Source organism: Nocardia sp. NPDC023852 (genome assembly GCF_040639505.1).
Classification (GTDB): Bacteria; Actinomycetota; Actinomycetes; order Mycobacteriales; family Mycobacteriaceae; genus Nocardia.
Genome location: NZ_JBFAAB010000008.1, coordinates 37,024 through 60,764 on the forward strand (window position 1 = coordinate 37,024; position 23,741 = coordinate 60,764).

The 23,741-nt window shown below is 67.7% G+C and carries 20 protein-coding genes; 7 read left to right on the forward strand and 13 right to left on the reverse strand.

Annotated elements, in window-relative coordinates; translation table 11 throughout:
• Positions 1–8: 8 nt before the first annotated feature.
• The 6 genes from AB0H00_RS14585 to AB0H00_RS14610 all read right to left on the reverse strand — a co-directional run bounded on the left by AB0H00_RS14585 (position 9) and on the right by AB0H00_RS14610 (position 6,745).
• Entirely contained in the window at positions 9–836 is an 828-nt protein-coding gene (locus tag AB0H00_RS14585) for an enoyl-CoA hydratase (RefSeq protein ID WP_357265821.1), read from the reverse strand.
• 2 nt (positions 837–838) lie between these two features.
• Positions 839–1,732: a 3-hydroxyisobutyrate dehydrogenase gene (gene mmsB, locus AB0H00_RS14590; protein WP_357265822.1), complete on the reverse strand. Its 894-nt coding sequence runs from the start codon at positions 1,730–1,732 to the stop codon at positions 839–841.
• Positions 1,729–2,805, reverse strand: a complete 1,077-nt coding sequence (locus AB0H00_RS14595) for an enoyl-CoA hydratase/isomerase family protein (RefSeq protein ID WP_357266118.1) — start codon at positions 2,803–2,805, stop codon at positions 1,729–1,731. Before AB0H00_RS14595 ends, mmsB begins: the two co-directional genes overlap by 4 nt.
• A gap of 35 nt (positions 2,806–2,840) precedes the next feature.
• Positions 2,841–3,980 (reverse strand): isobutyryl-CoA dehydrogenase, encoded by a 1,140-nt coding sequence (locus tag AB0H00_RS14600; RefSeq protein ID WP_357265824.1) that lies wholly within the window; start codon positions 3,978–3,980, stop codon positions 2,841–2,843.
• Between the two features lie 3 nt (positions 3,981–3,983).
• Positions 3,984–5,516 (reverse strand): CoA-acylating methylmalonate-semialdehyde dehydrogenase, encoded by a 1,533-nt coding sequence (locus tag AB0H00_RS14605; RefSeq protein ID WP_357265826.1) that lies wholly within the window; start codon positions 5,514–5,516, stop codon positions 3,984–3,986.
• Between the two features lie 275 nt (positions 5,517–5,791).
• The gene (locus AB0H00_RS14610) at positions 5,792–6,745 is read right to left on the reverse strand and encodes a DUF2157 domain-containing protein (RefSeq protein ID WP_357265828.1); all 954 of its coding nucleotides are present in this window, start codon (positions 6,743–6,745) and stop codon (positions 5,792–5,794) included.
• A gap of 212 nt (positions 6,746–6,957) precedes the next feature.
• Between AB0H00_RS14610 and icmF the strand changes: the two genes are divergently transcribed.
• Positions 6,958–10,176 (forward strand): fused isobutyryl-CoA mutase/GTPase IcmF, encoded by a 3,219-nt coding sequence (gene icmF, locus AB0H00_RS14615; protein ID WP_357266120.1) that lies wholly within the window; start codon positions 6,958–6,960, stop codon positions 10,174–10,176.
• A gap of 21 nt (positions 10,177–10,197) precedes the next feature.
• Here the strand turns inward: icmF and AB0H00_RS14620 are convergent, their stop codons facing one another.
• Positions 10,198–10,599 (reverse strand): Dabb family protein, encoded by a 402-nt coding sequence (locus tag AB0H00_RS14620; RefSeq protein ID WP_357265830.1) that lies wholly within the window; start codon positions 10,597–10,599, stop codon positions 10,198–10,200.
• 111 nt (positions 10,600–10,710) lie between these two features.
• Here AB0H00_RS14620 and AB0H00_RS14625 point away from each other — a divergent pair, with 111 nt between their 5' ends.
• Together AB0H00_RS14625 and AB0H00_RS14630 are read left to right on the forward strand one after the other, a co-directional pair.
• Positions 10,711–11,340 (forward strand): TetR/AcrR family transcriptional regulator, encoded by a 630-nt coding sequence (locus AB0H00_RS14625; protein ID WP_357265832.1) that lies wholly within the window; start codon positions 10,711–10,713, stop codon positions 11,338–11,340.
• 194 nt (positions 11,341–11,534) lie between these two features.
• On the forward strand, positions 11,535–11,942 hold the full coding sequence (locus AB0H00_RS14630) for a DUF3224 domain-containing protein (protein WP_357265833.1): 408 nt from the start codon (positions 11,535–11,537) through the stop codon (positions 11,940–11,942).
• On the opposite strand, the gene AB0H00_RS14635 is transcribed toward AB0H00_RS14630, so the two are convergent.
• The 3 genes from AB0H00_RS14635 to AB0H00_RS14645 all read right to left on the reverse strand — a co-directional run bounded on the left by AB0H00_RS14635 (position 11,927) and on the right by AB0H00_RS14645 (position 16,800).
• Positions 11,927–12,733, reverse strand: a complete 807-nt coding sequence (locus AB0H00_RS14635) for a helical backbone metal receptor (RefSeq protein WP_357265835.1) — start codon at positions 12,731–12,733, stop codon at positions 11,927–11,929. The genes AB0H00_RS14630 and AB0H00_RS14635 overlap by 16 nt on opposite strands.
• Before the next feature lie 480 nt (positions 12,734–13,213).
• Positions 13,214–13,981, reverse strand: a complete 768-nt coding sequence (locus AB0H00_RS14640; RefSeq protein ID WP_357265837.1) for an SWIM zinc finger family protein — start codon at positions 13,979–13,981, stop codon at positions 13,214–13,216.
• Positions 13,978–16,800, reverse strand: coding sequence for a DEAD/DEAH box helicase (locus AB0H00_RS14645; RefSeq protein WP_357265839.1), 2,823 nt, complete (start codon positions 16,798–16,800; stop codon positions 13,978–13,980). The genes AB0H00_RS14640 and AB0H00_RS14645 overlap by 4 nt, the downstream gene beginning before the upstream one ends.
• A gap of 140 nt (positions 16,801–16,940) precedes the next feature.
• Here AB0H00_RS14645 and AB0H00_RS14650 point away from each other — a divergent pair, with 140 nt between their 5' ends.
• Positions 16,941–17,303 carry a hypothetical protein gene (locus AB0H00_RS14650; RefSeq protein WP_357265841.1) on the forward strand — a complete coding sequence of 121 codons (363 nt, stop codon included), beginning with the start codon at positions 16,941–16,943 and terminating at the stop codon, positions 17,301–17,303.
• 550 nt (positions 17,304–17,853) lie between these two features.
• Here the strand turns inward: AB0H00_RS14650 and AB0H00_RS14655 are convergent.
• The gene (locus AB0H00_RS14655; RefSeq protein WP_357265843.1) at positions 17,854–18,672 is read right to left on the reverse strand and encodes a sulfurtransferase; all 819 of its coding nucleotides are present in this window, start codon (positions 18,670–18,672) and stop codon (positions 17,854–17,856) included.
• 181 nt (positions 18,673–18,853) lie between these two features.
• Here AB0H00_RS14655 and AB0H00_RS14660 point away from each other — a divergent pair, with 181 nt between their 5' ends.
• Positions 18,854–20,065, forward strand: coding sequence for a benzoate/H(+) symporter BenE family transporter (locus tag AB0H00_RS14660; protein WP_357265845.1), 1,212 nt, complete (start codon positions 18,854–18,856; stop codon positions 20,063–20,065).
• Between the two features lie 14 nt (positions 20,066–20,079).
• Here the strand turns inward: AB0H00_RS14660 and AB0H00_RS14665 are convergent, their stop codons facing one another.
• Together AB0H00_RS14665 and AB0H00_RS14670 are read right to left on the reverse strand one after the other, a co-directional pair.
• The gene (locus tag AB0H00_RS14665; RefSeq protein ID WP_357265847.1) at positions 20,080–20,886 is read right to left on the reverse strand and encodes an SDR family oxidoreductase; all 807 of its coding nucleotides are present in this window, start codon (positions 20,884–20,886) and stop codon (positions 20,080–20,082) included.
• A gap of 122 nt (positions 20,887–21,008) precedes the next feature.
• Positions 21,009–21,500 (reverse strand): Lrp/AsnC family transcriptional regulator, encoded by a 492-nt coding sequence (locus tag AB0H00_RS14670; RefSeq protein WP_357265848.1) that lies wholly within the window; start codon positions 21,498–21,500, stop codon positions 21,009–21,011.
• A 148-nt stretch (positions 21,501–21,648) separates the two neighbouring features.
• Between AB0H00_RS14670 and pdhA the strand changes: the two genes are divergently transcribed.
• On the forward strand, positions 21,649–22,761 hold the full coding sequence (gene pdhA / locus AB0H00_RS14675) for a pyruvate dehydrogenase (acetyl-transferring) E1 component subunit alpha (protein WP_357265850.1): 1,113 nt from the start codon (positions 21,649–21,651) through the stop codon (positions 22,759–22,761).
• The gene (locus AB0H00_RS14680) at positions 22,758–23,735 is read left to right on the forward strand and encodes an alpha-ketoacid dehydrogenase subunit beta (protein ID WP_357265853.1); all 978 of its coding nucleotides are present in this window, start codon (positions 22,758–22,760) and stop codon (positions 23,733–23,735) included. The genes pdhA and AB0H00_RS14680 overlap by 4 nt, the downstream gene beginning before the upstream one ends.
• The last annotated feature ends 6 nt before the right edge of the window (positions 23,736–23,741 follow it).

Sequence of the window (23,741 nt, forward strand, 5' to 3'; positions counted from 1 at the left end):
CACGCGCCTCAGCGGTTGGCGAACGTCGCGGGACGCTTCTCCACGAAGGCGCTCATGCCTTCCTTCTGGTCCTCGATCGCGAAGAGCGAGTGGAAGACTCGGCGTTCGAAGCGCAGCCCCTCGGCCAGCGTGGTCTCGAAGGAGCGGTTCACCGCCTCCTTCGCGATCATCGTGACCGGCAGCGACATCGACGAGATCGTCTCGGCGACCTCGAGCGCGGTGTCGAGCAACTCGGCTGCGGGCACGACGCGCGAGACCAGCCCAGCGCGCTCCGCCTCCTCGGCGTCCATATTGCGCCCGGTGAGCACCAGATCCATCGCCTTGGCCTTGCCGATCGCGCGGGTCAAGCGCTGCGAGCCGCCGATGCCAGGAATGACGCCGAGCTTGATCTCCGGCTGCCCGAACTTCGCGTTGTCCGCCGCGAGCAGGATGTCGCAGATCATGGCCAGCTCACAGCCGCCGCCGAGCGCGTAACCCGCGACCGCGGCGATGGTGGGCTTACGGAACTGCGCCAGCCGGTCCCAGCGGGCGAAGTAGTCGTTCAGGAACATGTCCATGTACGACTTGGGCTGCATCTCCTTGATGTCGGCGCCCGCCGCGAAGGCCCGCTCCGACCCGGTGATCACGATGGCGCCGACCTCGTCGTCGTGCTCCAGCTCGTCGAGCGCGGCGATGACGTCGTCGAGGACCTGCGCGTTCAGTGCGTTCAGCGCCTTGGGGCGGTTCAGCGTGATCCAGCCGACCCGGCCCTTACGCTCCAGCAGTATCGTCTCGAAGTCGGGCCCTCCCGCCACCCGGCCGCCACCACCCACGGAATCGCTTCGCGATGCGTCCATCTTCAGGCATCCTCTTCGTCGGAACGGTTACGGATATCGGTGACGATAGCCGAGAAGTCGCGCCCGGCGTCCGTCTGGTTGAAACGGGTGTAGATCTCGGCGGCGAGCAATCCGAGCTGACCGTCGATGTTGTTCTCCCGCAGCGCATTCGCCGCCAGACCGAGGTCCTTGGTCATCAGTGCGGTGGCGAAACCGGGCTGGTAGTCGTTGTTGGCCGGGCTGGTCGGCACCGGGCCGGGAACCGGACAGTAGCTGGTCAGCGCCCAGCTCTGACCGGAGGCGGTGGAGACCACGTCGAAGAAGGACTGATGACCAAGACCCAGCTTCTCGCCGAGCACCAGCGACTCCGACAATGCGATCATCGAGATGCCGAGCAGCATGTTGTTGCAGATCTTCGCTGCCTGGCCGACACCGGAGCCGCCGCAGTGCACCACCTTGCCGCCCATCACCTCGAGCACCGGCAGCGCGGCGGCGAAGTCCTCGGCGCCGCCGCCGACCATGAACGTCAGCGTGCCCGCCGCGGCGCCGGCGACACCGCCGGATACCGGTGCGTCCAGCGCGCGATGGCCGGCGCTGATAGTGAGTTCGGCCGCGGACTTGGCGTCGGCCACATCGATGGTGGAGCAATCGATGAACAGGGTGCCCGGCTTCGCGGCCGGGAGCAGCTCGGCGTACACCTCGAGGACGAGTTTGCCGTTGGGCAGCATGGTGATCACGATGTCGGCGGCGGCCGCCTCCGACGCCGCGCCGACCACGGTGGCTCCGTCCCGCTCGGCCTGGTCCCGCGCTGCGGGCACCGGATCGAAGGCGAGCACCTCGTAGCCTGCCCGCACCAGGTTGGCCGCCATCGGAGCGCCCATGTGGCCGAGGCCTAGAAAACCGATCTTTTCGCTCATTGCGCCACCTCCGGGGCCACCAAACCCAGTTCCAGCTCGCCCAGTTCGGCGAAATATGCGTCTACCTGCGCGTCTGTTACCTCGGCGACGGTCGGAGGCGACCAGCGTGGGTTACGGTCCTTGTCGATCACCTGGGCGCGGATGCCCTCGACCAGATCATGCGACGACAGCGACGCGATGGACACGCGGTACTCCTCGTTCAGGACCGCCTCGAGGCTCGACGCGGTCCGCGCCGCCCGTAACGACCGCAGCGCGACCTTCAGTGCGACCGGCGATTTCGACAGGATCTCGGCAGCGGCCGCCTGCGCCTCGGGAGCTTCATGAGCTTGCAGGCGCGCGACGATTTCCTCGACCGTGTCGGTGCGGTAGCAAGCGTCGATCCAATCCGACCTTGCTGCCAGCGGTGATCCCGGTGCGTCGGTGGCGAATTTGGCGATCGCGATATCGGCGCTCTCAGTGCGCAGGGTCTCCAGCAGGGCTGGGAGATGTTCGGAGGCGACGAAATAATCGGCGAAGCCCGCCGCGATGGCATCGCCCGCGTTCATCCGCGCGGTCGTCAGCGCGACATGCGTGCCGATCTCGCCTGGGGTGCGAGCGAGCAGATAGGTGCCGCCGACGTCCGGGACGAAGCCGATGCCCACCTCCGGCATACCGATCTTGGATCGTTCGGTGACGATGCGGTGACTGCCGTGTCCGGAGAGGCCGACCCCGCCGCCCATCACGATGCCGTCCATCACCACCACGTAGGGCTTCGGGTAGCGGCCGATCAGCGCGTTGAGTACATACTCGTCGCGCCAGAACCGACCGGTCGCCGAATCAGCGGTGGTGGCACCGCTTTTCGCGTCGCCGTGAATGGCGACGATGTCGCCGCCCGCACACAGACCGCGTTCGCCCGCACCGGTGACGACTACGGTGCGTACCGCGTGGTCGTCCACCCAAGCCCGCAGCGCTTCCGTAATAGCAAGAGCCATAGAATGATTCAGCGCGTTGATAGCCTTCGGCCGGTTCAGCGTGATGAGGCCGAGCCCGTCGCGCCGCTCGATCAGAACTTCCGGCTCGCTCGGCTCCACCATGACCGAGGACTCGGCTGTGTTCATTGTTCGCTCGCTCATGCCGCTCCTACCACCGAGCGGGCGACAACCACCCGCATGATTTCGTTGGTGCCCTCGAGGATCTGGTGCACCCGCAAATCCCGGACGATCTTCTCCAGACCGTACTCGGCCAGATAGCCGTAGCCGCCGTGCAGCTGAAGTGCCTTGTTGGCCACCTCGAAACCGGCGTCGGTGGCGAATCGCTTCGCCATTGCGCACAGCTCGACCTTGTCCGGCGCGTCGGCGTCCAGCGCCGACGCGGCCCGCCACAACAGCGTTCGAGCGGCCTCCAACTCGGTACGCATGTCGGCGAGTTCGAATTGCAGCGCCTGATTCTTCAGCAGCGGCACCCCGAACGCGTGCCGCTCCGCCAGATACGGCACCGTTTTATCCAGCGCCGCCTGGGCGCCGCCGACCGAACAGGCGGCGATGTTGAGCCGACCGCCGTTGAGCCCGTTCATCGCGATGCGGAAGCCGTCGCCCTCCGCGCCGAGCAGGTTCGCCGCCGGAATCCTGGCGTCGGTGAAGATCACCTGGCGGGTCGGCTGGGCGTTCCACCCCATCTTCTTCTCGTTGGCTCCGAAGGAGACGCCCGGAGTGTCGGCGGGCACGATGAACGCCGAGATCCCCCGCGCCCCCGCAATCCCGGTACGTGTCATTACGACGTAGACGTCGGTGGCGCCCGCGCCGGAGATGAATTGTTTTGTGCCGTTGAAGATGTAGTCGTCGCCGTCGCGAACGGCTCTGGTGCTCAAGGCCGCCGCGTCCGAGCCGACTCCCGGCTCGGTCAGCGCGTAGCTGGCCAGCAGTTCCATCGTGGTCAGCCGCGGTAGCCAGCGGCTGCGCTGTTCGTCGTTGCCGTAGCTGTCGATCATCCACGCCGCCATGTTGTGAATGGAGATGTAGGCGGCGATGGCCGGGCAACCGGTAGCCAGCTGCTCGAAGATCCGCACGGCGTCGAGCCTGCGCAGACCCGAGCCGCCCATGTCCTCACGCACGTAGATGCCGCCGAGACCGAGCGGTCCCGCCTTGCGCAGCACGTCGACCGGGAAGTACTTCTGCTCGTCCCATTCCAGCGCGTTCGGGGCGAGGAATTCGTCGGCGAAACCGCGTGCGGTGTCGCGGATCGCCTTCTCGTCGTCGTCTAGAAGGAACATTCGTCAGTCCATCGTCGGTATGACAAAGGCGTTGGGCGCGGAGCCTGCGACGCGCTCTACCGGCACGGCTCTCCGCATGCTCGAAGGCCAACGCTGGGTCACCGTCTTGGTCTTGGTGTAGAAACGGATGGAGTCCGGACCGTGCTGGTTCAGATCACCGAAGCCGGAACGCTTCCAGCCGCCGAAGGTGTAGTAAGCGATCGGAACCGGGATCGGGACGTTGATGCCGACCATGCCGACCTGCACGCGCGCGGCGAAGTCACGGGCGGTGTCGCCATCCCTGGTGAAGATCGCGACACCGTTGCCGTACTCGTGCTCGTTGGCCAGTCGCAGCCCCTCCTCGTAGTCTTCGGCGCGGACCACGGTGAGCACCGGACCGAAGATCTCCTCGCGGTAGATCCGCATCGCCGGGGTCACCTTGTCGAACAGCGTCGCGCCGACGAAGTAGCCATCCTCGGCGCCCTGCACCACCAGTCCGCGTCCGTCTACCACCAGCTCCGCGCCCTCATCGATGCCGACCTGGACGTAGTTGTTCACCCGGTTCACGCCGTCCTGGCCGACCAGCGGGCCATAGTCGGCGCCGGGGTCGTCGGAACGACCGACGTTCAGCTTGCGCACCCGTTCGGTCAGCTTGGCGACGAGGCGGTCCGCGGTCTCCTCGCCGACCGGGACGGCCACCGAAATGGCCATGCAGCGCTCGCCCGCGGAACCGTAACCGGCGCCGATCAGCTGATCGGCGACGTCATCGAGGTCGGCGTCCGGCATCACGATCGCGTGGTTCTTCGCGCCACCGAAGCACTGGGCGCGCTTGCCGTTCGCGCTCGCGGTCTCGTAGATGTACTGCGCGATCGGGGTGGAGCCGACGAAACCGACGGCCTTGATCCGCGGATCGTGCAGCAGTGTGTCGACGGCTTCCTTGTCTCCGTTGACCACGTTGAACACACCGGCGGGCAGACCGGCCTCGAGGAACAGCTCGGCCAGCCGCAGCGGCACGGAGGGGTCTCGCTCGGACGGCTTGAGCACGAATGCGTTGCCGGTGGCCAGCGCGGGACCGGCCTTCCACAACGGGATCATGGCCGGAAAATTGAACGGTGTGATGCCCGCGACGACGCCGAGCGGCTGACGCATCGAGTAGACGTCGATGCCGGTGCCCGCCCCCTCGGTGTACTCGCCCTTGAGCAGGTGCGGGATACCGGTAGCGAATTCGACGACCTCGAGACCGCGTTGGATGTCGCCCTTGGCGTCGGCGATGGTCTTGCCGTGCTCGGACGACAGCAGGGCGGCGAGCGAATCCATTTCCTCCTGCACCAGGGTGAGGAACTTCATCAGCACGCGCGCCCGCTTCTGCGGGTTGAACGCGGCCCACTCCGGCTGCGCCGCCTCGGCATTGGCGATGACCGCCGATACCTCGGACTTGCTTGCCAGCGGCACCCGCGCCTGCACCTGACCGAGGTTGGGGTCGAAGACGTCACCGAAGTTTCCGGATGTGCCAGGCACATGCTGTCCGCCGATGAAATGAGTGAGCTCGCGAACCATGCCAGTCCTGTTCTGTAGCGGATCGGGGCACCGCCATGCGGTATGCGGTCATCCTATAGTTGGATGTCCAAGTATTAACAGCCGTTCATTGCGATGTGATTCATCCCATGCCTCGGACCGTCTCCGAGGGCACAACAGGAGACCTCCGCCGCCTGCCATGCGGCAGGCGCTTGATCGACGCAGCCGGACCAAGTGACCACGCAGCCTGCGCCGGGTCGAGCGAAGGCTCCGAGGCGACCGCTCATGACCGGACTGAGCGAAGGCGAGGGAGCCGCCTAGCTGGGCTTTTTGTGCGATCGAGTGAGCTGGAAGGCGCCGATGGCGAGCATGATCGCGCCGATCGCCACGACCACGGCGGCCGCGCCGAGCGCATCGTCGGTCCATTCGGAGACCGCCTCACCCGCGGCCAAGGCGATCGATACCCCACCACCGATGACGAGCACCACCGATCGATCGCTCGCATATAGCGCGAAGCAGACGAGCGCGATCAGCGCCGTGAGCCCATAGGCCCAGGTCCGACCCCCGACGTCGATGCTTTGCGCGGCCGCCACAGAGGTGACGATCGCAATCAGGTATCCGGCCCGGTTTTCGAGCAAAGCGCCGATTCTGGTCAGACCGAACCACGCGCCACCGAGCAGCAGCACGGCTACGCTGCCCCACGCGTCGTCGCGGTGGAACACATCGGTGAGCATCCCCGCGACGGCCGCAGGCACAAAGCAGGCGCAGACGAGCATGCCGAGCACCGAAGGCAGCGCGAGGTAGCCGAGCACCGCCACCACCGCCCCCGCCGTGCACGCGAAAACCCAAGCAGCGTCGGCAGTTCCGCCCTCGAGTGCGGTGCCGACGGACGCGGCGAGCGCGACGGACGCAAGGGCGAACAGCACCGTCGCAAGCCTGGCGCGCGGGCTGCGCGCGCTCGGACGGGTGAACAGCGCACCGGCGAGCAGGATTCCGCCGAACAGGAGACCGGCCGTGACGACGGCGAGTACACCCACCCGCACCGGCCGGCCGAGGTCCTGCCAGGACGAGGCCAGCACCAGAAAGATCCCGCCGAATAGCAGACCGGCCCCGAGATAAGCCGCGATCTCGGCGATCACCTTCCCGCGCGTCAACACCGACGCGCGTTCGACAGTAAGCGCCGCGAGCACTGCATCAGCCTGTTCTCGAGACAGCACACCGTCCACGACCAGCCGCCCTACCGCGGCCGCCGCCCTGTCGTCGCTCACCACTCGCCCAGTATGCGGTGTTTGGTTTTGCAGCGCTGTGTTTGATTTGCAGCGCCTGCGGCGCTGCGTGTTCGCGGCTGCGTGGTGCGCCGCGGCGTATTCGCGATGCGAGGTCAGCCGGTATTGTCCGCAGCGTCTGGCGATGTGATTGTCATCACCGTAGGATTAGTTTGACGTCCTATTATCGGGCGGCATTCAACTCGCCGGAGGATCCCGTGGCCGACCGCATCGCGCTCCACACGCCGACCCACCCCGTTCGCTTCGTCACCTCCGCCGCCCTGTTCGACGGGCACGACGCGGCGATCAACATCATGCGCCGCATCCTGCAGAACCAAGGCGCGGAGGTGATTCACCTCGGCCACAATCGCGCGGTCAGCGAAGTGGTCGATGCGGTACTCACCGAAGACGTACAGGGTGTCGCGGTCAGCTCCTACCAGGGTGGGCACGTCGAGTACTTCGAATATCTGGCCGACGCACTGAAAAAGGCCGGAGCGGAACATGTCCGGATATTCGGCGGCGGCGGTGGCGTGATTGTCGCCGAGGAGATCGCACGTCTGGCCGAATCCGGCGTGACCATCTTCTCCCCCGAGGACGGACAGCGCCTCGGCCTACCCGGCATGATCAATCGGCTGATCCGCGCCTGCGACGTCGATCCTGCCGCCGACCCACCGGTGCTGGACGCGGTGCTCGCCGGTGAGCGCGCCGCCTTGGCCCGTGCCATCACCTACCTACAACAGGACACGCTGCCGGAAGCCGACCGGCAGACACTGACCTCGGCCGCGGCGGCGCGGACCGTACCGGTGCTCGGCATCACCGGTACCGGCGGATCCGGAAAGTCCTCGCTCACCGACGAATTGGTGCGCAGGCTGCGCTCGGATCAACAGGACAAACTGCGGGTCGCGATCCTCGCGGTGGATCCGACCCGGCGGCGCGGCGGTGGTGCGCTGCTCGGCGACCGCATCCGGATGAACGCACTCGACGGCGAACACATCTTCTTCCGCTCACTGGCCACCCGCGGTGGACGGGAATTGCCGGACAACATCGATCTGATCGTGACCGCCTGCAAGGCAGCGGGATATGACCTCGTCATCCTGGAGACACCTGGCATCGGCCAGGGCGACGCCGCCGTGACCGACCACGTCGACGTGTCGATGTACGTCATGACACCTGAGTTCGGCGCCGCCTCCCAGCTCGAGAAGATCGACATGCTCGATTACGCGGACGTGGTGGTGATCAACAAATTCGAGCGCCGCGGGGCCGCGGACGCGCTGCGTGACGTCGCCCGGCAGTTGATCCGCAATCGAGAAGAGTTCGGCGCGGCCCCGGAGGACATGCCCGTCTTCGGCACCAGCGCGGCGACGTTCAACGACGACGGAGTGACGGCCCTCTACCAGCACCTGACCGGCTTGCTCGTGGGCCGCGGCCTGCGACTGGAGCCTGGTGTGCTGCCCAGGGTGAATACCCGCACCTCCACCCGCTTCGCCCAGATCATCCCGCCCGCGCGCGCACGCTACCTGGCCGAGGTCGCCGAGACCGTCCGCGCCTACCACGCCGAGACGGCTACCCAGATCCTCGCCGCGCAACGCCTGCAACGATTCGAACAGGTGGCGGCGGAATTGCCGGACGACACCGCCGTTGCCGAATTGGCCGAACGCGCCCGCGCCGATCTCACCCCGGCGAATGCCGCGCTGCTGGGCGAGTGGCCCGCGCTGGCCGAGTCCTACCGCGGAGACGAACAGGTTGTGCGTGTGCGCCTCCGCGAAATCCACACCCCTCTGCGCAGGGAAACACTATCCGGCAATTCGATTCCGCGAGTCGCGCTGCCCCGATACACCGATCACGGTGAGCTGCTGCGATTCCTTCGCGCCGAGCACCTGCCCGGACGATTCCCGTTCACGGCGGGGGTGTTCCCGTTCAAGCGGGACAACGAGGATCCGGCGCGGATGTTCGCGGGCGAGGGCGATCCGTTCCGCACCAATCGCCGCTTCAAGGTCCTCAGCGAGCATTCCGAGGCGAAAAGGCTGTCCACCGCGTTCGACTCGGTGACGCTCTACGGTCACGATCCCGCCGAGCGCCCCGATATCTACGGCAAGGTCGGCACGTCCGGGGTGTCGATCGCCTCGCTCGACGACATGAAGGCCCTCTACGATGGCTTCGATCTGACCGCACCGACCACTTCGGTGTCGATGACCATCAACGGACCGGCGCCGACCATCCTGGCGTACTTCCTCAACACAGCCATCGACCAGGCGCTGGACCGCTTCGCGGTCGCGGAGCGAAGGCAGCCGACCGACGAGGAAGCCGCGGACATCCGCGCGCAGGCGCTCGCCACGGTGCGCGGCACGGTGCAAGCCGACATCCTGAAAGAGGACCAGGGCCAGAACACCTGCATCTTCTCCACGGAATTCAGTTTGCGCATGATGGCCGACATCCAGGAGTGGTTCGTGCGCAACGGGGTTCGCAACTTCTACTCGGTGTCGATTTCCGGCTACCACATCGCCGAGGCCGGCGCGAACCCGATCAGTCAGCTGGCCTTCACCTTGGCCAACGGATTCACCTATGTGGAGGCGTATCTCGCGCGCGGCATGCGGATCGACGAATTCGCACCGAACCTGTCGTTCTTCTTCTCCAACGGCATGGACCCGGAGTACTCGGTCATCGGCCGGGTGGCCCGGCGTATCTGGTCCGTCGCCATGCGTGATCGCTACGGCGCCGACGAGCGGTCGCAGAAGCTCAAATACCACATCCAGACCTCCGGCCGCTCACTGCACGCGCAGGAGATGAGCTTCAACGACATCCGCACCACCTTGCAGGCGCTGATCGCGATCTACGACAACTGCAACAGCCTGCACACCAACGCCTACGACGAGGCGGTGACCACCCCGACCGAGGAATCGGTGCGCCGCGCGCTGGCCATCCAGCTCATCATCAACCGCGAGTGGGGCGTCGCGATGAACGAGAATCCGCTGCAGGGCAGCTTTCTCGTCGAGGAGCTCACCGACCTGGTCGAAGAGGCCGTGCTGGCCGAGTTCGACCGGATCAGCGAACGTGGTGGCGTGCTCGGCGCCATGGAGACCGGCTACCAGCGCGGCAAGATCCAGGACGAGTCGATGCGCTATGAACAGCGCAAGCACGACGGCTCGCTGCCGATCATCGGCGTCAACACCTTCCGCAGCCCGCACGGCGAGCCGCATCGGGAAATGGAGCTGGCGCGCGGCACCGAGGCGGAGAGGCAGTCCCAGCTTGCGCGGGTCCGCGAGTTCCAGCATCGGCACCGCGATGCCGCCCATGCCGCCCTTGCCCGCCTCGATGCCGTCGCCCGTACCGACGACAACATCTTCGAGGTGCTGATGGACGCTGCCCGTGTGTGCACGCTGCAGCAGATCACCGACGCGTTCTTCACTGTCGGCGGGCAGTATCGCCGCAACGTGTGAGGCCCGAAAGGGGCTGAGTCGTCAGAAGATCCGTACCTCGGGGACGGTGTCCATCAGCTGAGCCCACTCCGGGTACGCGGCGAGCTTTGCCTCGTGTAACGCCATGATCTTGTCGCGCAGGTCGGGATCGGATTCGTCGGCGACGTCGGGACCGATCGCGATCTTCGCGACGTGCGGGAGGATCCGTGGATCGCCATCCAGGTGGACCGGGTCGTGCAGGTAACGCTCCAGTGCCGCCAGATCTTCGATGCCGACGCAGTAGGCGTGGGTCAGCCCCTCGGACGCGTCGCCCAGGTTTTGGCCGACCGTCGAGAACGACACCGACTCGACCGACGCGGTGCGCCGCATCGTCGCGAGTACCTCGGCCTTCTGCTCCTCGGTCGTCTCCTCGTGGAAGCCGAAGCGCAACAGGTGAACGATCATGAACTCCTCCTAGAATGAACTGGTGAGTTCAATCTAGAGAACTGCCTGGTTGATTTACAAGAGTGAACGAACGAGTTCATTTCTGGATTCCGAAGGCGCTAGCATGCAGGGGTGACGGGAACAACGGCGGCGCGGGGCCGCATCGACAAGCGGCAGGCAATCCTGGATGTCGCGTTCACCGTCTTCGCCCGGCGCGGCTACGACAAGGCCTGCGTGCAGGAGATCGCCGACGAAGCCGGTGTCGCCAAGCCAACGGTCTACAACCACCTCACCGACAAGCAGACGCTGTTCGAGCACGCGGTACTGGCCGCGGCCGATGCGGTGGCCGCGCAGACCCTCGCGATCGTGGACGAACTGCGCGAGCCAGGCGAGGATCTCGCGCCGATCCTGACCGACGTGGCGTACCGGCTACTCGAGGTGTGCGCAGGCGATCGCTCCCGCGCGCTGCGCGCCCTCACCTATGCCCAGCTCGCGGCGTTCCCCGACCTCGTCGACACCATTCTCACCCGCACCTCGCGGAACATCGCCGAGGCGATGGCCGATCGGCTGGCCCGGCTCGCACTCGCGGGCAAGCTGCGCGTCACCGAACCGGCCGAGGCCGCCGAGCAACTGCTCGCCCTGCTCACCGCCCCGCTGGAGGCACGCTCGCGCCTCGGCACCCGCGCGGTACCGGAGGCGGAACTCCGTGACATCGCCGGATCCGCGATCCGCACCTTCCTGTCCGCGTATGGGTGCCGCTGATTCTCGAACCCGCCCCGCGCCGAGCGCGCGACAATCGCCCGGCAGACCGTCGGCGCGGCGTGGGACGGTCGAAGGAAACCTCGGGCTGACCGAGGCAGGCGCGGCGTGCGCTTCGACCTGGCCGACTACCGCGAACTCGTCGGAGCTCGCCGCTGCAGTCGAAGTCGTCGGTGTCCGTCGTTAGGATCCGGCGCATGAAAGCAACCGGCACCTTTTCCGTGACATCCTTCGTTCCGACCGAGGTGGTGCCGGATCCGACGATCAGCACAGCGCTGCCGGTCGGCGTAGCGATTATCACCAAGGAGTTCGGCGGCGAGATCACCGGACGCTCCTCGACGCTGTTCACCGCCGCATTCGACCAGAACACCGGTGTGGGTACCTATGTGGCGATGGAGTCGTTCGAGGGCACGCTCAACGGCGCGGAGGGCACCTTCAACTTCTCCCACCTCGCGACCACCACGGGCTCGGACCGCACGGACGAATTCTTCACCATCGTCCCGAGTAGCGGCACCGGCGCCCTCACGGGCATCACCGGCACCGGCGGGCTGCGGGCCGATACCGACGGTACCCACCACATCTGGTTCGACTACGAACTCGGGTGATCCGGTCGGCGAGCGCGGGCCAACTGCGCGGCAAGGATGGCGCGGGCCGTGGCCAGCGACGGCCCGTACCAGGTGAGGGCGCGACCCTCGACCAATGCGACCGGGATGTCCGGGAAAGCTTCAGGACCATCGGATTCGGTGAAGACATAGGGCTCGTCGGGGAGCACGGCGATGTCGACACCCTTGATCAGTTCGGCCTCGGTGACGTGGGGATAACGGTCCGGGAGGTCGGCATGCACCAGCCGCAGGCCGAGACGGTGTGCGAGATCGCCGGTAAAGGTATTTCGGCCGACCACCATCCACGGGTTGCGCCAGATCGGGATGACGGCCGCACGGGACGGCTCGGGTGGCGGCGGTGCCCAGGCGGATTCGGCCTCGCTGAGCCAGGTGGGGATGCCGATTCCGAGCGCCACCGTACAGAGCCTGGCGAGTGAAACCATGGCCTCATCGAGGGATTCGATCTTGGTGACCCACACCGGGATCCCCGCGTCGCGTAGGCATTCGACGTCGACACGGCGGTTTTCCTCCTTGTTGCACAGCACCAGATCGGGGGCCAACTCGATGATGCGCGGCACGTTCGGATTCTTGGTTCCGCGCACTCGTTCGACATCCAGATCGACGGGGTGGGTGCACCACTTCGTCGCCGCGACAAGGGCTTCCGGGCAGGTGAGCGCCACCGCCTCGGTCAGCGAGGGAACCAGGGACACCACTCGGCGCGGGGGTGTGCGAATGGCGACGGGGGTTGCGAGGTCGTCGCGCGGTGGGGTCGCCGACCCGGTCGAATCGCTCATGCCCCCACCGCACCGACGCTCGGCTCCGCCGTGACCGGGCGATGTTCGCGCCTGGTCGACTGGCGCAACTCGTCTGGAGGCACCGGGGGGCAGCATGTTGCCGCGGGTGGCATGTTCTGGATTGCCTGCCTGTACGTCCCAGAACCCGCCATCGCGGTAACCGGTATCGCCACCGTGTGCTTCACAGCGGTGCCGATCGCCGGAAATTCCGCGCGCCTGAGCACTGCCCGAAGTTCGGTGTAAGGGCAGCGGGCGGGCGCTCTTGGGGCAGTTCCGCACCGGGCTCGGCGGCGGGAGACTTAGAAAGGCACTCGGCGTCGGGAAGTCCCGGTCCCCTTTTTGCTTCGCCGGACTCGATCCCGCCCCGAAAGTCCGGACGCAGCCGCCGGCCCCGATGCCGGGTGCCATCCAAGTTGCTCACTACTCCGCCTCGCTGGTGTTCAGCTCCACCATGACCGAGCAATGCTCGGCTGCGCTCGTTCACGAGTCGAACAGGCGGTAGATCGCGGTGAGTTCACGCAGGCCGGTCGCGGCGATCGACTCCTCGGCCGCGGTCATCCGCAGCGCCTTGCGCAGCAGCACCGGATCGAGATCGTCGATGGCCGCGCAAAATTCGATTCTCGGCAGGTCCGGCAAGTCGGCATGGTCCCCGTACGGGTCATCGGATTCGGCGGACGGCTCCTCGCGTTCGATTCCGCTGATCAGCGTGTCCAAGTCGAGGCCGCGCAGGGTGAGGATCTCGCGTGGGCGTTCGTCGAGCCGCTCGGCCAGCAGGTAGCAGACCGCGGCCACATGCTTGCACGGCCAGCCCGGGTCCGGGCAGGTGCAGGTGAAGTCCAGATCCGCCGCGGTGGTCGGCAACAGCAGCGGCCCGAGACCGGTGGGCAATGCGCCCGAAGCGATGTCGGCGAGCATGCCCGGCGCCGACCGAATGGTCTCGATGATCAGCTCCAGCTCCTCTTCGCGCAACGGACGGACGGTGAACACCGCGGTGAACGGACGCGGTTGGCTGCCTTGCACTTCCGCGGTGACGGCGCCCGGCTCGATCCGGTAGCTGACCACCTGACCGGACCGCGCGTAATTGCGGCCGCGCGCCAAACGTCCCGGCTCCGCCATCCGCTCCACCGATTCGATCAGGGCCCTGCCCCACCAGGTACGCCCGAACGCGCCACGACGGCTCCGTGCCTCGACCCCGCCGCGCACCGGCAGTTTCTTGCCGAACTCGCTGTAATCGGTAAAAGGACTCATTCGCCCACCGCCGCGGCGCCTAGGGCGAACAGGTCGCGCAGTTCGTCGGTGCTCAGCTCCGTGATCCAGTTCTCCCCCGCGCCGACGGCCAAGTCGGCGAGGTGCCGCTTACCGTTGATCATTTCGTCGATTCGCTCCTCGATGGTGTCGACGCAGACCAGTTTGCGCACCTGGACGTTGCGCTGCTGCCCGATCCGGAAAGCACGGTCGGTGGCCTGGTTCTCCACTGCGGGATTCCACCAGCGGTCCAAGTGGACGACGTGGTTGGCGGCGGTGAGATTGAGCCCGGTACCACCGGCCTTGAGCGACAACAGCATCAGCGGCGGACCATCCTGCTGCTGGAACCGGGTGACCATGCTGTCGCGCCTCTTCTTCGGCACGCCGCCGTGCAGGAAAGGGACATCGGTGCCGAACCGCTCGGCGAGATAGGGCGCGACGAACTCACCGAACTCGCGGAACTGGGTGAACAGCAATGCCCTCTCACCGTCGGCGAGCACCGCGTCCAGAACATCCTCGACGAGGGCGAGTTTGCCGGACCGGTGGGCGCCGCGATGCAGCACGCCGGACCCGTCGCCGAGGAAGTGCGCCGGATGATTGCACACCTGCTTGAGCCTGGTGAGTGCGCCGAGGACGGCACCCTTGCGTGCCATGCCCTTCGCGTCCCTGATCTTGGCGAGCATGTCCTCGACCACGGCCTGGTAGAGAGCGGCCTGCTCGACGGTGAGGTTGGCCCGCACCGTCATCTCCATTTTCTCCGGCAGATCGCTGATCACCGCGGGATCGGTCTTCACACGGCGCAGCACGAACGGCTGGGTGAGCCAGCGCAGGCGACTGATCGCGTTCGGGTCGCGCTCGCGTTCGATGGGCACCGCGAAGCGGGCCCGGAACGACTGCGGGCTGCCGAGCACCTTGGGCATCGCGAAATCCATGATCGAGCGCAGCTCTTCCAACCGGTTCTCCACCGGAGTACCGGTGAGCGCGAGCCGATGCCGCGCGGGTAGTGTCCGCGCTGCCCGCGCCTGCCTGGTCCCCGAGTTCTTGATGTGCTGCGCCTCGTCCAGCACGACCCGATCCCACTGCTGTCTACCGAGTTCCTCGACGTCGCGGGCGAGCAGCGCGTAGGTCGTGATCACCAGGTCGGCCGCGGCGACCATCTCATCGAGTTCGACGCCCATCCGCCGTCCCACGCCATGATGCACCCACACACGCAGATCCGGCGCGAACCGCTCCGCCTCCCGTTGCCAGTTGCCGACCACCGACATGGGGCACACCAGCAGCGTCGGCCCCTCCGCGCCTGCCTGCTGCACGCCATCGGATACCGAGCGCGCCTCCCGCTCGTGCATCAGCAGGGCCAGCACCTGGATGGTCTTGCCGAGTCCCATGTCGTCGGCGAGGATCCCGCCGAGACCCATGCGGCTCATGGTGGCCAGCCAGGCGAGGCCGCGTTCCTGGTAGGGCCGCAGCTGGGTCTTCAATCCGATCGGCGGGGCGACCGGTTCCGGCTCGCGGGTGTGGTCGAGCAGGTCGGCAGCCCAGCCCGAGGCGGTCACCTCGGCGATCGGCACCTGTTCCACTCGACCGCTCGCGATCTCGCCGAGCATGTCGGCGAAGGTGATCGGGGAATCGTCGGTGTGCGCGGCGACGTAGCGGGCGGCGGCGGCGAGCACCTTGTGGTCCGCTTGCACCCATTCGCCGCGCAACTGGACCAGATCGGATTTGCCGCGCACGAGTCGGTCCATCTCCGCCGCGGTCAGCACGGTGTCGCCGAGCGCGAGTTCCCAGCGGTAGGAGACGAGGCCGCGCATCCCGACGGTGCTCTCGGCGGCGGGCACCGAGCTGTCCACCCGTAACCGCATGGTCGGCTCCGCGATGCTCCACGCGCGCGGAAGGAGCAGCCGGACGCCCGCTGTCTGCAGGGCGTGCGCGCCGTGCGCCACCAGGTCGACGACCACCTCCGTCGGCAGCAGCAGATCCATGCTGTGCGGATCACTCGGCAGATCACGCAGCCTCGGATAGGCCCGCTGCGCCTCGCCGAGCTTCTCCACCGCGATTCGGACGAGGTTCGGATCACCATGCAGCGGAACGGTTTTCGGTGCCTCGCCGGTTATGCGCAGGCATACCTCCAGCCGCCACAACGCCACCGACTCGTCGACGGTGCCGAATTCGCCGTCCGGCTCGAGCAAGCGCAGCACCAAATCGGGTTCGTCACCGGTGAGGCTGGCCCGCCAGCGCTCCAGGACCTCGGCCAGCTGGTAGCTGCCGCCCTCCAACGGAACGTCGCCGACCAAGGCGGCAAGCAGGGGATGCGACGAATCGGGCAGGCCTACCAGTGCCCGCGCGATCGGGTCGGTGAGCTCGGTGACCATATCGTCCAACAGCGCGCCCGGACGTCCGGCCACCCGCAGGGCCTGGGGCATGGCGGCGGCCAGCTCGGCCAGCCAGGCGCGTTGCCGCTCCCCGCCGACCAGCCGCCAGCGCACCCACCACTGGCCGTCCTCCCTGCGCAGTTCCGGCACGACCCGTCCGGCGCGCACCCAGCGTTCGACGCCGTGCGCCACATGGGCGAGGAAGCGGAGATCCCCCGATACCACGTCGGCGGGGAGCCGCTGCCGCAAGCACGCCGCGGCCGCGGACGGCGCCATCGCATGCGCGCGGACCTGCTCGGTAACGGCTCCACCCGGCCCGGCGACCAGAACCTCGGCCCGATGCCGGAACTTCGAGGCCCGCAGCACGCCGCCGAGCGGGTCGGGCAGCGCGGTGACCGGCGAGTCGTGCCAGAGCAGCAACCCGGATCTCGGCGACCACAGACCGTGCAGCATCAGCCCATCCAATCAAATGGGTTCGACATCGCCGCTGCTGCGCCTGCTGGATTTCTGGGCGCGAGCGGAACATACTGGAATATCCGCTGGTCATCGCAGAAGAATCGCAGCTTGCTGTCAACGGAAGCGGAGGAAGCAGCATGACGATTCTGCTCCAGGTTCTCGAGCAAAGCTTCACCCCGACAACCCCATGGGAGCGGCGCAAATTCACCTTTGTGCACGCCGACAAGATCGTCGGGATGCGGCTCGACGGGCAGTCCGGCGTGTGGCTGGACCTGTCGCGGCCAGGTGAATCCCAGCGTCTGGCTCGAACCATCGATCCGCGCGACGCGATTACGTTCCTGCTCACCACCTTCGCGAAGATCGCGGAGTGTGAGGAGCGCGGCGGCTCGTGGCTGATCGGGCACGATGGGGCGCACATCGAATCGATCTCGGCCACGCGGTACCCACCCCGGGCGAGCCAGGTCGCCGACGACGATCTGCTCGCCCGCGCCTGGTTGTGAGGGCGCTTCGCTCCTGACATCCCGGCCCTCGAATGTCGGTCACCGCCGGTACATCTGGCTTCATGGGTGGCGGACATTCGTCGGTGGCTCGTGGGCGCTCTGGTCGCGGCGCTCGCGTTCTGTGGGTGCGCGGAACTCGACACGGTGCCGTGGCCTCCGCGCCGGGCAGCCCCACGCGCGTCGAACTCGACCGCCTGCTCGCCGCCGTCCGGGTGGTCCCGGAACGGCCGCACCCCGGCGGCGAACGCGGTGCGAGCTACCACGTGTACCCGCCGGCCGCCGCCTGGGACATGGGCGCCGCGTTCTGGCCGATCGAGCGCCGGGTCCGCTTCGCAACGACCTGGACGTCACCCTGCTGGCCACCGACGGACCGACCAATCAGGCCGAAGGCGACAAAACACCGCCGGAAGGGTTACCACCGTCCAGGGCGAGCCACTGCTTCTACACGGGCCGGTATCTCACCGCGGCCGCGCGGTACGACCTGCCGCTGACCGCTGCCGATTATGTGGTCTGCAGGACATCGCTCGCGGCTGTCCGTGAGGCGCGCGCCTCAGCTGCCCGTCGCCACCGGCCGCTTCGGGTCGTTCGACCACTGTGACCACGAGCCGGGATACAGCGCCGCCTCGACTCCCGCCACGGCGAGCGCAGCGACCTGATGCGCGGCGGTCACGCCCGACCCGCAATACACCGCGACCGGCCCCGACCCGAATCCGGCGAACCGGTCACGCAGTTCATCTGCGCGGCGGAACCGCCCTTCGGCGTCGAGGTTCTCGGCGGTCGGCGCGCTCAGCGCACCGGGAATATGTCCGGCACGCGGATCGACCGGCTCCACCTCACCGCGGTAGCGCTCGCTCGCCCTGGCGTCGAGCAGCACGCCGTCCCAGCGAGCCGCGCCGTCCGCGCCGATCACCGGCATGTGGCCGGGGCTCAACTCGACATCGCCGGGCTCGGGATCCGGTTCCGCGCCCGCCGCGACGGTGCCGACCTCGCCGACCCAGGCGGGCAGGCCGCCATCGAGGATGCGCACGTCCGCGATGCCCGCCCAGCGCAGCAGCCACCAGGCGCGGGCAGCGGCCATGCCGCCGGTTGCGTCGTAGACGACCACCGGATCGCCGTCGCACACTCCCCAGCTGCGCGCGCACTTCTCCAATTGCGCGGTGTCGGGCAACGGGTGCCTGCCATGCGCGGGTGAAGGCGGCGCGGCCAGTTCGATTTCCAGATCGACGAACACCGCGCCGGGAATGTGGCCGTCGAGATAGTGCTGCGGCCCATCCGGGTCGCCCAACGCCCATCGGACATCCAACAGACGAAGCCGCTTGTCCGCCATGGCTTCCCGAAGCTCTCCTGGTGAGATCAGTACCGCGCTCAACTCAGCTCCTCGTCCCGAATCCTCGCGCACCGACTCCCCACCCTACGCATCCGACACGGCGATGTCGTCGTATCGCGCAGTGGCGACGCGGAACCGGCACGACGCGCGGGAGCGCAATTCAGGCCAGTTTCCGGGCACTGGCTGGCGACACAACGCCGTGACCAGGGGCAATATCCGGAAGATGGCGAACGTTTCCGCGGCAGCGACCCCTGCCACCGCAGCGCACGAACCTGTCGCGCCGAAGACCGGGCTCGCCCAGCCGCTCGGCGCCGGTGCGGTCACGGCGCTGGTGGGGTTCACCAGCTCGTTCGCTGTGGTGCTGAGCGGGCTCACCGCGGTCGGGGCGGACTCGGCGCAAGCCGCGTCGGGCCTGCTCGCGCTGTGCGTCACCCAGGCGATCGGCATGATGCTGCTCAGCTACCGGTATCGGATGCCGATCACGCTGGCCTGGTCCACGCCCGGCGCGGCGATGCTCGCCGGCACCGGCGCCGTGGTGGGTGGGTGGCCCGCGGCGATCGGCGCGTTCGCGCTAGCCGGTGTGCTGATCGTGATCACCGGGCTGTGGCAGCGACTCGGCAACCTGGTCGCCGCGATTCCCGTGGAGATCGCGCAGGCCATGATGGCCGGTGTGCTGCTGCCACTGTGCCTGGCGCCGGTGCGGGCGGTGCAGACCAGTCCCGCGGTGGTGGTTCCGGTGATCCTGATCTGGGTCGTCCTGCAACGGTATGCGCAACGCTGGGCTGTGATCGCGGCCTTCGGCACCGCGGCGGTCGGTGCGGGCATCAGCATTGTCGTGCAGCACAGGCATCTCGACGTCGGCGCCATGGCACCGTCGATGGAACTCACTGTGCCGCAGTGGAATTGGCTAGCGATGATGGGTATCGCGATCCCGCTGTACATCGTCACCATGGCGTCCCAGAACATTCCTGGCACAGCGGTGATGAACTCGTTCGGCTACCAGGTGCCCTGGCGCGCCGCCATGACCGTCACCGGCCTCGGCACCATTCTCGGCGCACCGGCGGGCGGGCACACGATCAATCTCGCCGCGATCAGCGCCGCCCTGTCGGCGGCACCCGCCGCTCATCCCGATCCGAAGCGGCGCTGGATCGCGGCGTTCACGGCGGGCGGGATGTACCTGCTGCTCGCGTTGGGCTCGGCGGCCCTCGTGACGCTGGTCGCGACCGCTCCGACCGGCACTTTGGAGACCGTTGCGGGCCTGGCTCTCCTGGCAGCGCTCGGCGCTGCCCTCAGCGGAGCGCTCCGCTCCGGCGACCACCGCGAGGCAGGCATTGTCACCTTCTTGATCGCGGCATCCGGCGTCGGATTCGGGGGAATCGGCGCGGCCTTCTGGGCCCTGCTCGCCGGTCTCGTGGTCCGCAAGGTCCTGCGCTGACAGCGTTGGGCCGACTATCCCTGCAAGGCGGCTTGGAAGCGGCGCATGCCGTCGAGCCAGCGGTCGTAGTCGGAGCCCTTGTGGCGGTACATCTTCAGTACCTCGGGGTGCGGGAGTATCAGGAAATGCTCGTCCGCGACTCCGGCGAGGACGACCTCGGCAACCTCGTCCGGGGACAGCACCGCGCCCGCCGTGGTCACCGCCTTCACTGCGAGTTCGGCCTCCGCGGCGTGTCCGGGCGGGACCAGGCCGGTGTGCAGCAGCCGGGTATCCACACCCATCGGGCACACGCAACTCACGCGAATCCCATGATCGCCGTAAGTGACCGACAGCCATTCGGCGAACCCGACGGCCGCGTGCTTGGACACCGCGTAGGGCGCCGAACCGAGCTGGGTGAGCAGACCCGCCGCCGACGCCGTCGCCACAAAGTAGCCGCCGCCGCGCTCCCGCCACCCCGGCACCAGCAGCCGCGCGGCGCGGACGTGGGCCATGACATTGACCTCTAGCGCGGCTGCCCACTGCTGGTCGGTGCTGTCCAGTCCGGCGCCACCGCCGATGCCGGCATTCGCGAAATACAGGTCGACCGGCCCGAACACGGTCTCGGCGCGCTCGATCAGCCCGCGGATCACCAGTTCGTCGGACACGTCGCCACCGACCGCGACCGCACCGGCGCCGAGGGACTCGGCAACCCGCCCAACGCCCTCCGCGTCGAGGTCGGCGAGCACCACCCGCGCGCCACCTGCGACGAGCCGACGCGCCAGCGCCGCCCCGATCCCCGCACCTGCCCCCGTGACAATCGCGACCTTGTCCACAATCTCCATCCCCGCACCCTAGCGGGATGTCAGCGTCCCGCCGCCCAGATCTCCGCGACCACTCCGTACGGCTGCGGGTGCGCCGGTCGCCTAGGCCGGTGCGGCGGCAAGCCGCTGTTGGAAGGCGGTATTCAGCTCGAGTTCGCCAGCCGATTCAGCAGCGGAGCCGTGCGCGGCCCGACCAGCTCACGCATCACCAGCGCCATATTGGTCCGCTCCACGCCGGGGATCTTGAGGATCTGCCCGGCGATGCGATACAGGTCGTCGGCGTCGCGCGCGACCACACGCACCGTGAGGTCGGTGAGTCCGGTCATGCCGCACACCTCGGTCACCTCGGGTACCTCGGCGAGTTCGTCCACCACCGAATCCAATTGGTGCTGGTCGACGACGACCGCGACAAACGCCGCCAGTGGATAGCCGAGGGCGCGCGGTTGCACGCGGCGTTCGAAGCTGCCCAGCACGCCGCCCGCCTCCCAGCGGGACAACCGGGCCTGCACAGTGTTGCGGGACAGCCCGAGCCGCGCAGCCAGCTCGACCCCCGTCGCCCTGGGGTTGGCGACCAGTTCCAGCAACAACCGGGCGTCGGTGGCGTCCAGGGCCACATCGGCGGTTTCTCTGGGCATACAACGCAGTATGACATCACAGTGCCGGTTGGAATTGAGCATTCTGCCCATTCGGATGACGGTCACTTGCGCAGTTCGCGTTCCGGTGGATGCTGTGAGTTAGAACACACAGTTATCCGCGGCGCCCCGTGGTGAGGAGGCGGTCACGATGCCAGAAAGGCCCGACTATCCCGTCCAGTTGGTGCAGCCCGACGGTCGTCGCGTCCTCGATCCCGAGCATGCGGCGCTGGTCGCCGACGTCGGACCGCAGCAGCTGCGCGCGCTGTACGAGGACATGGTGGTCACCCGGCGGATCGACATCGAGGGCACCGCGCTCCAACGGCAGGGCCAGCTCGGCCTGTGGGCGCCGTTGCTCGGGCAGGAAGCAGCCCAGGTCGGTTCGGCGCACGCCTTGCACCCCGACGACTACGTGTTCTGTAGCTACCGCGAGGGCGCCGTCGCCTACTGCCGCGGCGTTCCTCCCACCGAGCTCACTCGGCTGTGGCGCGGAGTCGCGCACCACTGCTGGGACCCGCACGCGGTGAACATGACCAATCCGAACATCGTTGTCGGCTCCCAGGGCCTGCACGCGACGGGCTACGCCTTCGCCGCGCACCTGGACGGCGCCGAGATCGCCACCATCGCCTACTTCGGCGACGGGGCCAGCAGCCAGGGTGACATCGCCGAGGCGTTCGGCTTCGCCGCGAGCTGGAGCGCCCCTGTGGTGTTTTTCTGCCAGAACAACCATTGGGCGATCAGTGAACCGGTCCGCGTGCAGAGCGCGACCCCGATCGCGCGCCGCGCCTACGGCTACGGCATGCCCGGCGTGCAGGTCGACGGCAACGACGTGCTCGCCGTGCTCGCGGTGACCAGGCAGGCAGTAGCGAGGGCACGATCCGGTGGCGGACCTTCCTTCATCGAGGCACTCACCTACCGGATGGGGCCGCACACCACCGCGGACGATCCCACCCGCTACCGCTCGGCCGCCGAGACCGAACAGTGGGCGCGCCGCGATCCGATCGACCGGGTACGCAGGCTGCTGGAGCGCGAAGGCCACTGGGACCAAGCATTCGAGCTCTTGGTCGCCGAGCACGCCGACGAGGTCGCGCGCCAGGTGCGCACGGCCACCATCGACCTGCCCGATCCCGCACCGACGGAGCTGTTCGACCACGTCTACGCCACCCCGCACCCGCTGATCACCGAACAGCGGCGGGAGTACACGGAGTACTTGACCGGCGATCCCGACGAGTCCTCCGCGCGACCGGAAGGAGTCCCGCAATGATCACCACGTTCGCCGCCGCGCTCAACATCGGGTTGCGCCGCGCGCTGGAGGACGACTCGAAGGTTTTGCTGATGGGCGAGGACATCGGGCGTCTGGGCGGGGTGTTCCGGGTGACTGACACACTGCAGAAGGACTTCGGGGACAATCGCGTCATCGATACTCCGCTGGCCGAGTCGGGCATTGTCGGAACGGCCTTCGGCATGGCGCTGCGCGGCTATCGGCCGGTGTGCGAGATCCAATTCGACGGCTTCGTCTATCCGGCATTCGATCAGATCGTGTCCCACGTGGCCAAGATCAACTTCCGCACACAGGGGAAGGTGCGCGCCCCCCTCACGATTCGTATCCCGTTCGGCGGCGGCATCGGCTCGGTGGAGCACCACTCCGAATCACCCGAGGCCTATTTCGCGCACACCGCTGGCTTGCGCGTCGTCACCCCGAGCAATCCCGCGGACGCGTATTCGATGATCCGCCAGGCGATCGCGCTGGACGACCCGGTGATCTTCTTCGAGCCCAAGCGCCGGTACTGGGACAAGGCCGACGTCGACTTCGACGCCTGTGACGCCGTGCTGCCGCTGGACCGCGCCAGGGTGTGCACAACCGGCACCGACGCGACCGTCGTCGCCTACGGCGGCACCGTGGCCACCGCGCTGTCGGCGGCGAAAATCGCCGCGGAAGAGGGGCATTCGCTCGAGGTGATCGACCTGCGCAGCCTTTCGCCGATCGACTTCGACACCATCGAGGAGTCGGTCGCCAAAACCGGACGGCTGATCGTCACGCACGAGGCGCCGGTATTCGCCGGCCTCGGCGCCGAGATCGCCGCCCGGATCACCGAGCGCTGCTTCTACCACCTCGAGGCCCCCGTCCTGCGCGTCGGCGGCTTCGACATCCCCTATCCCCCGGCTAAGCTCGAGAAGCACCACCTGCCCGACCCCGACCGCATTCTCGCCGCGGTCGACCGTTCACTCGCCGCCTGACGCGGG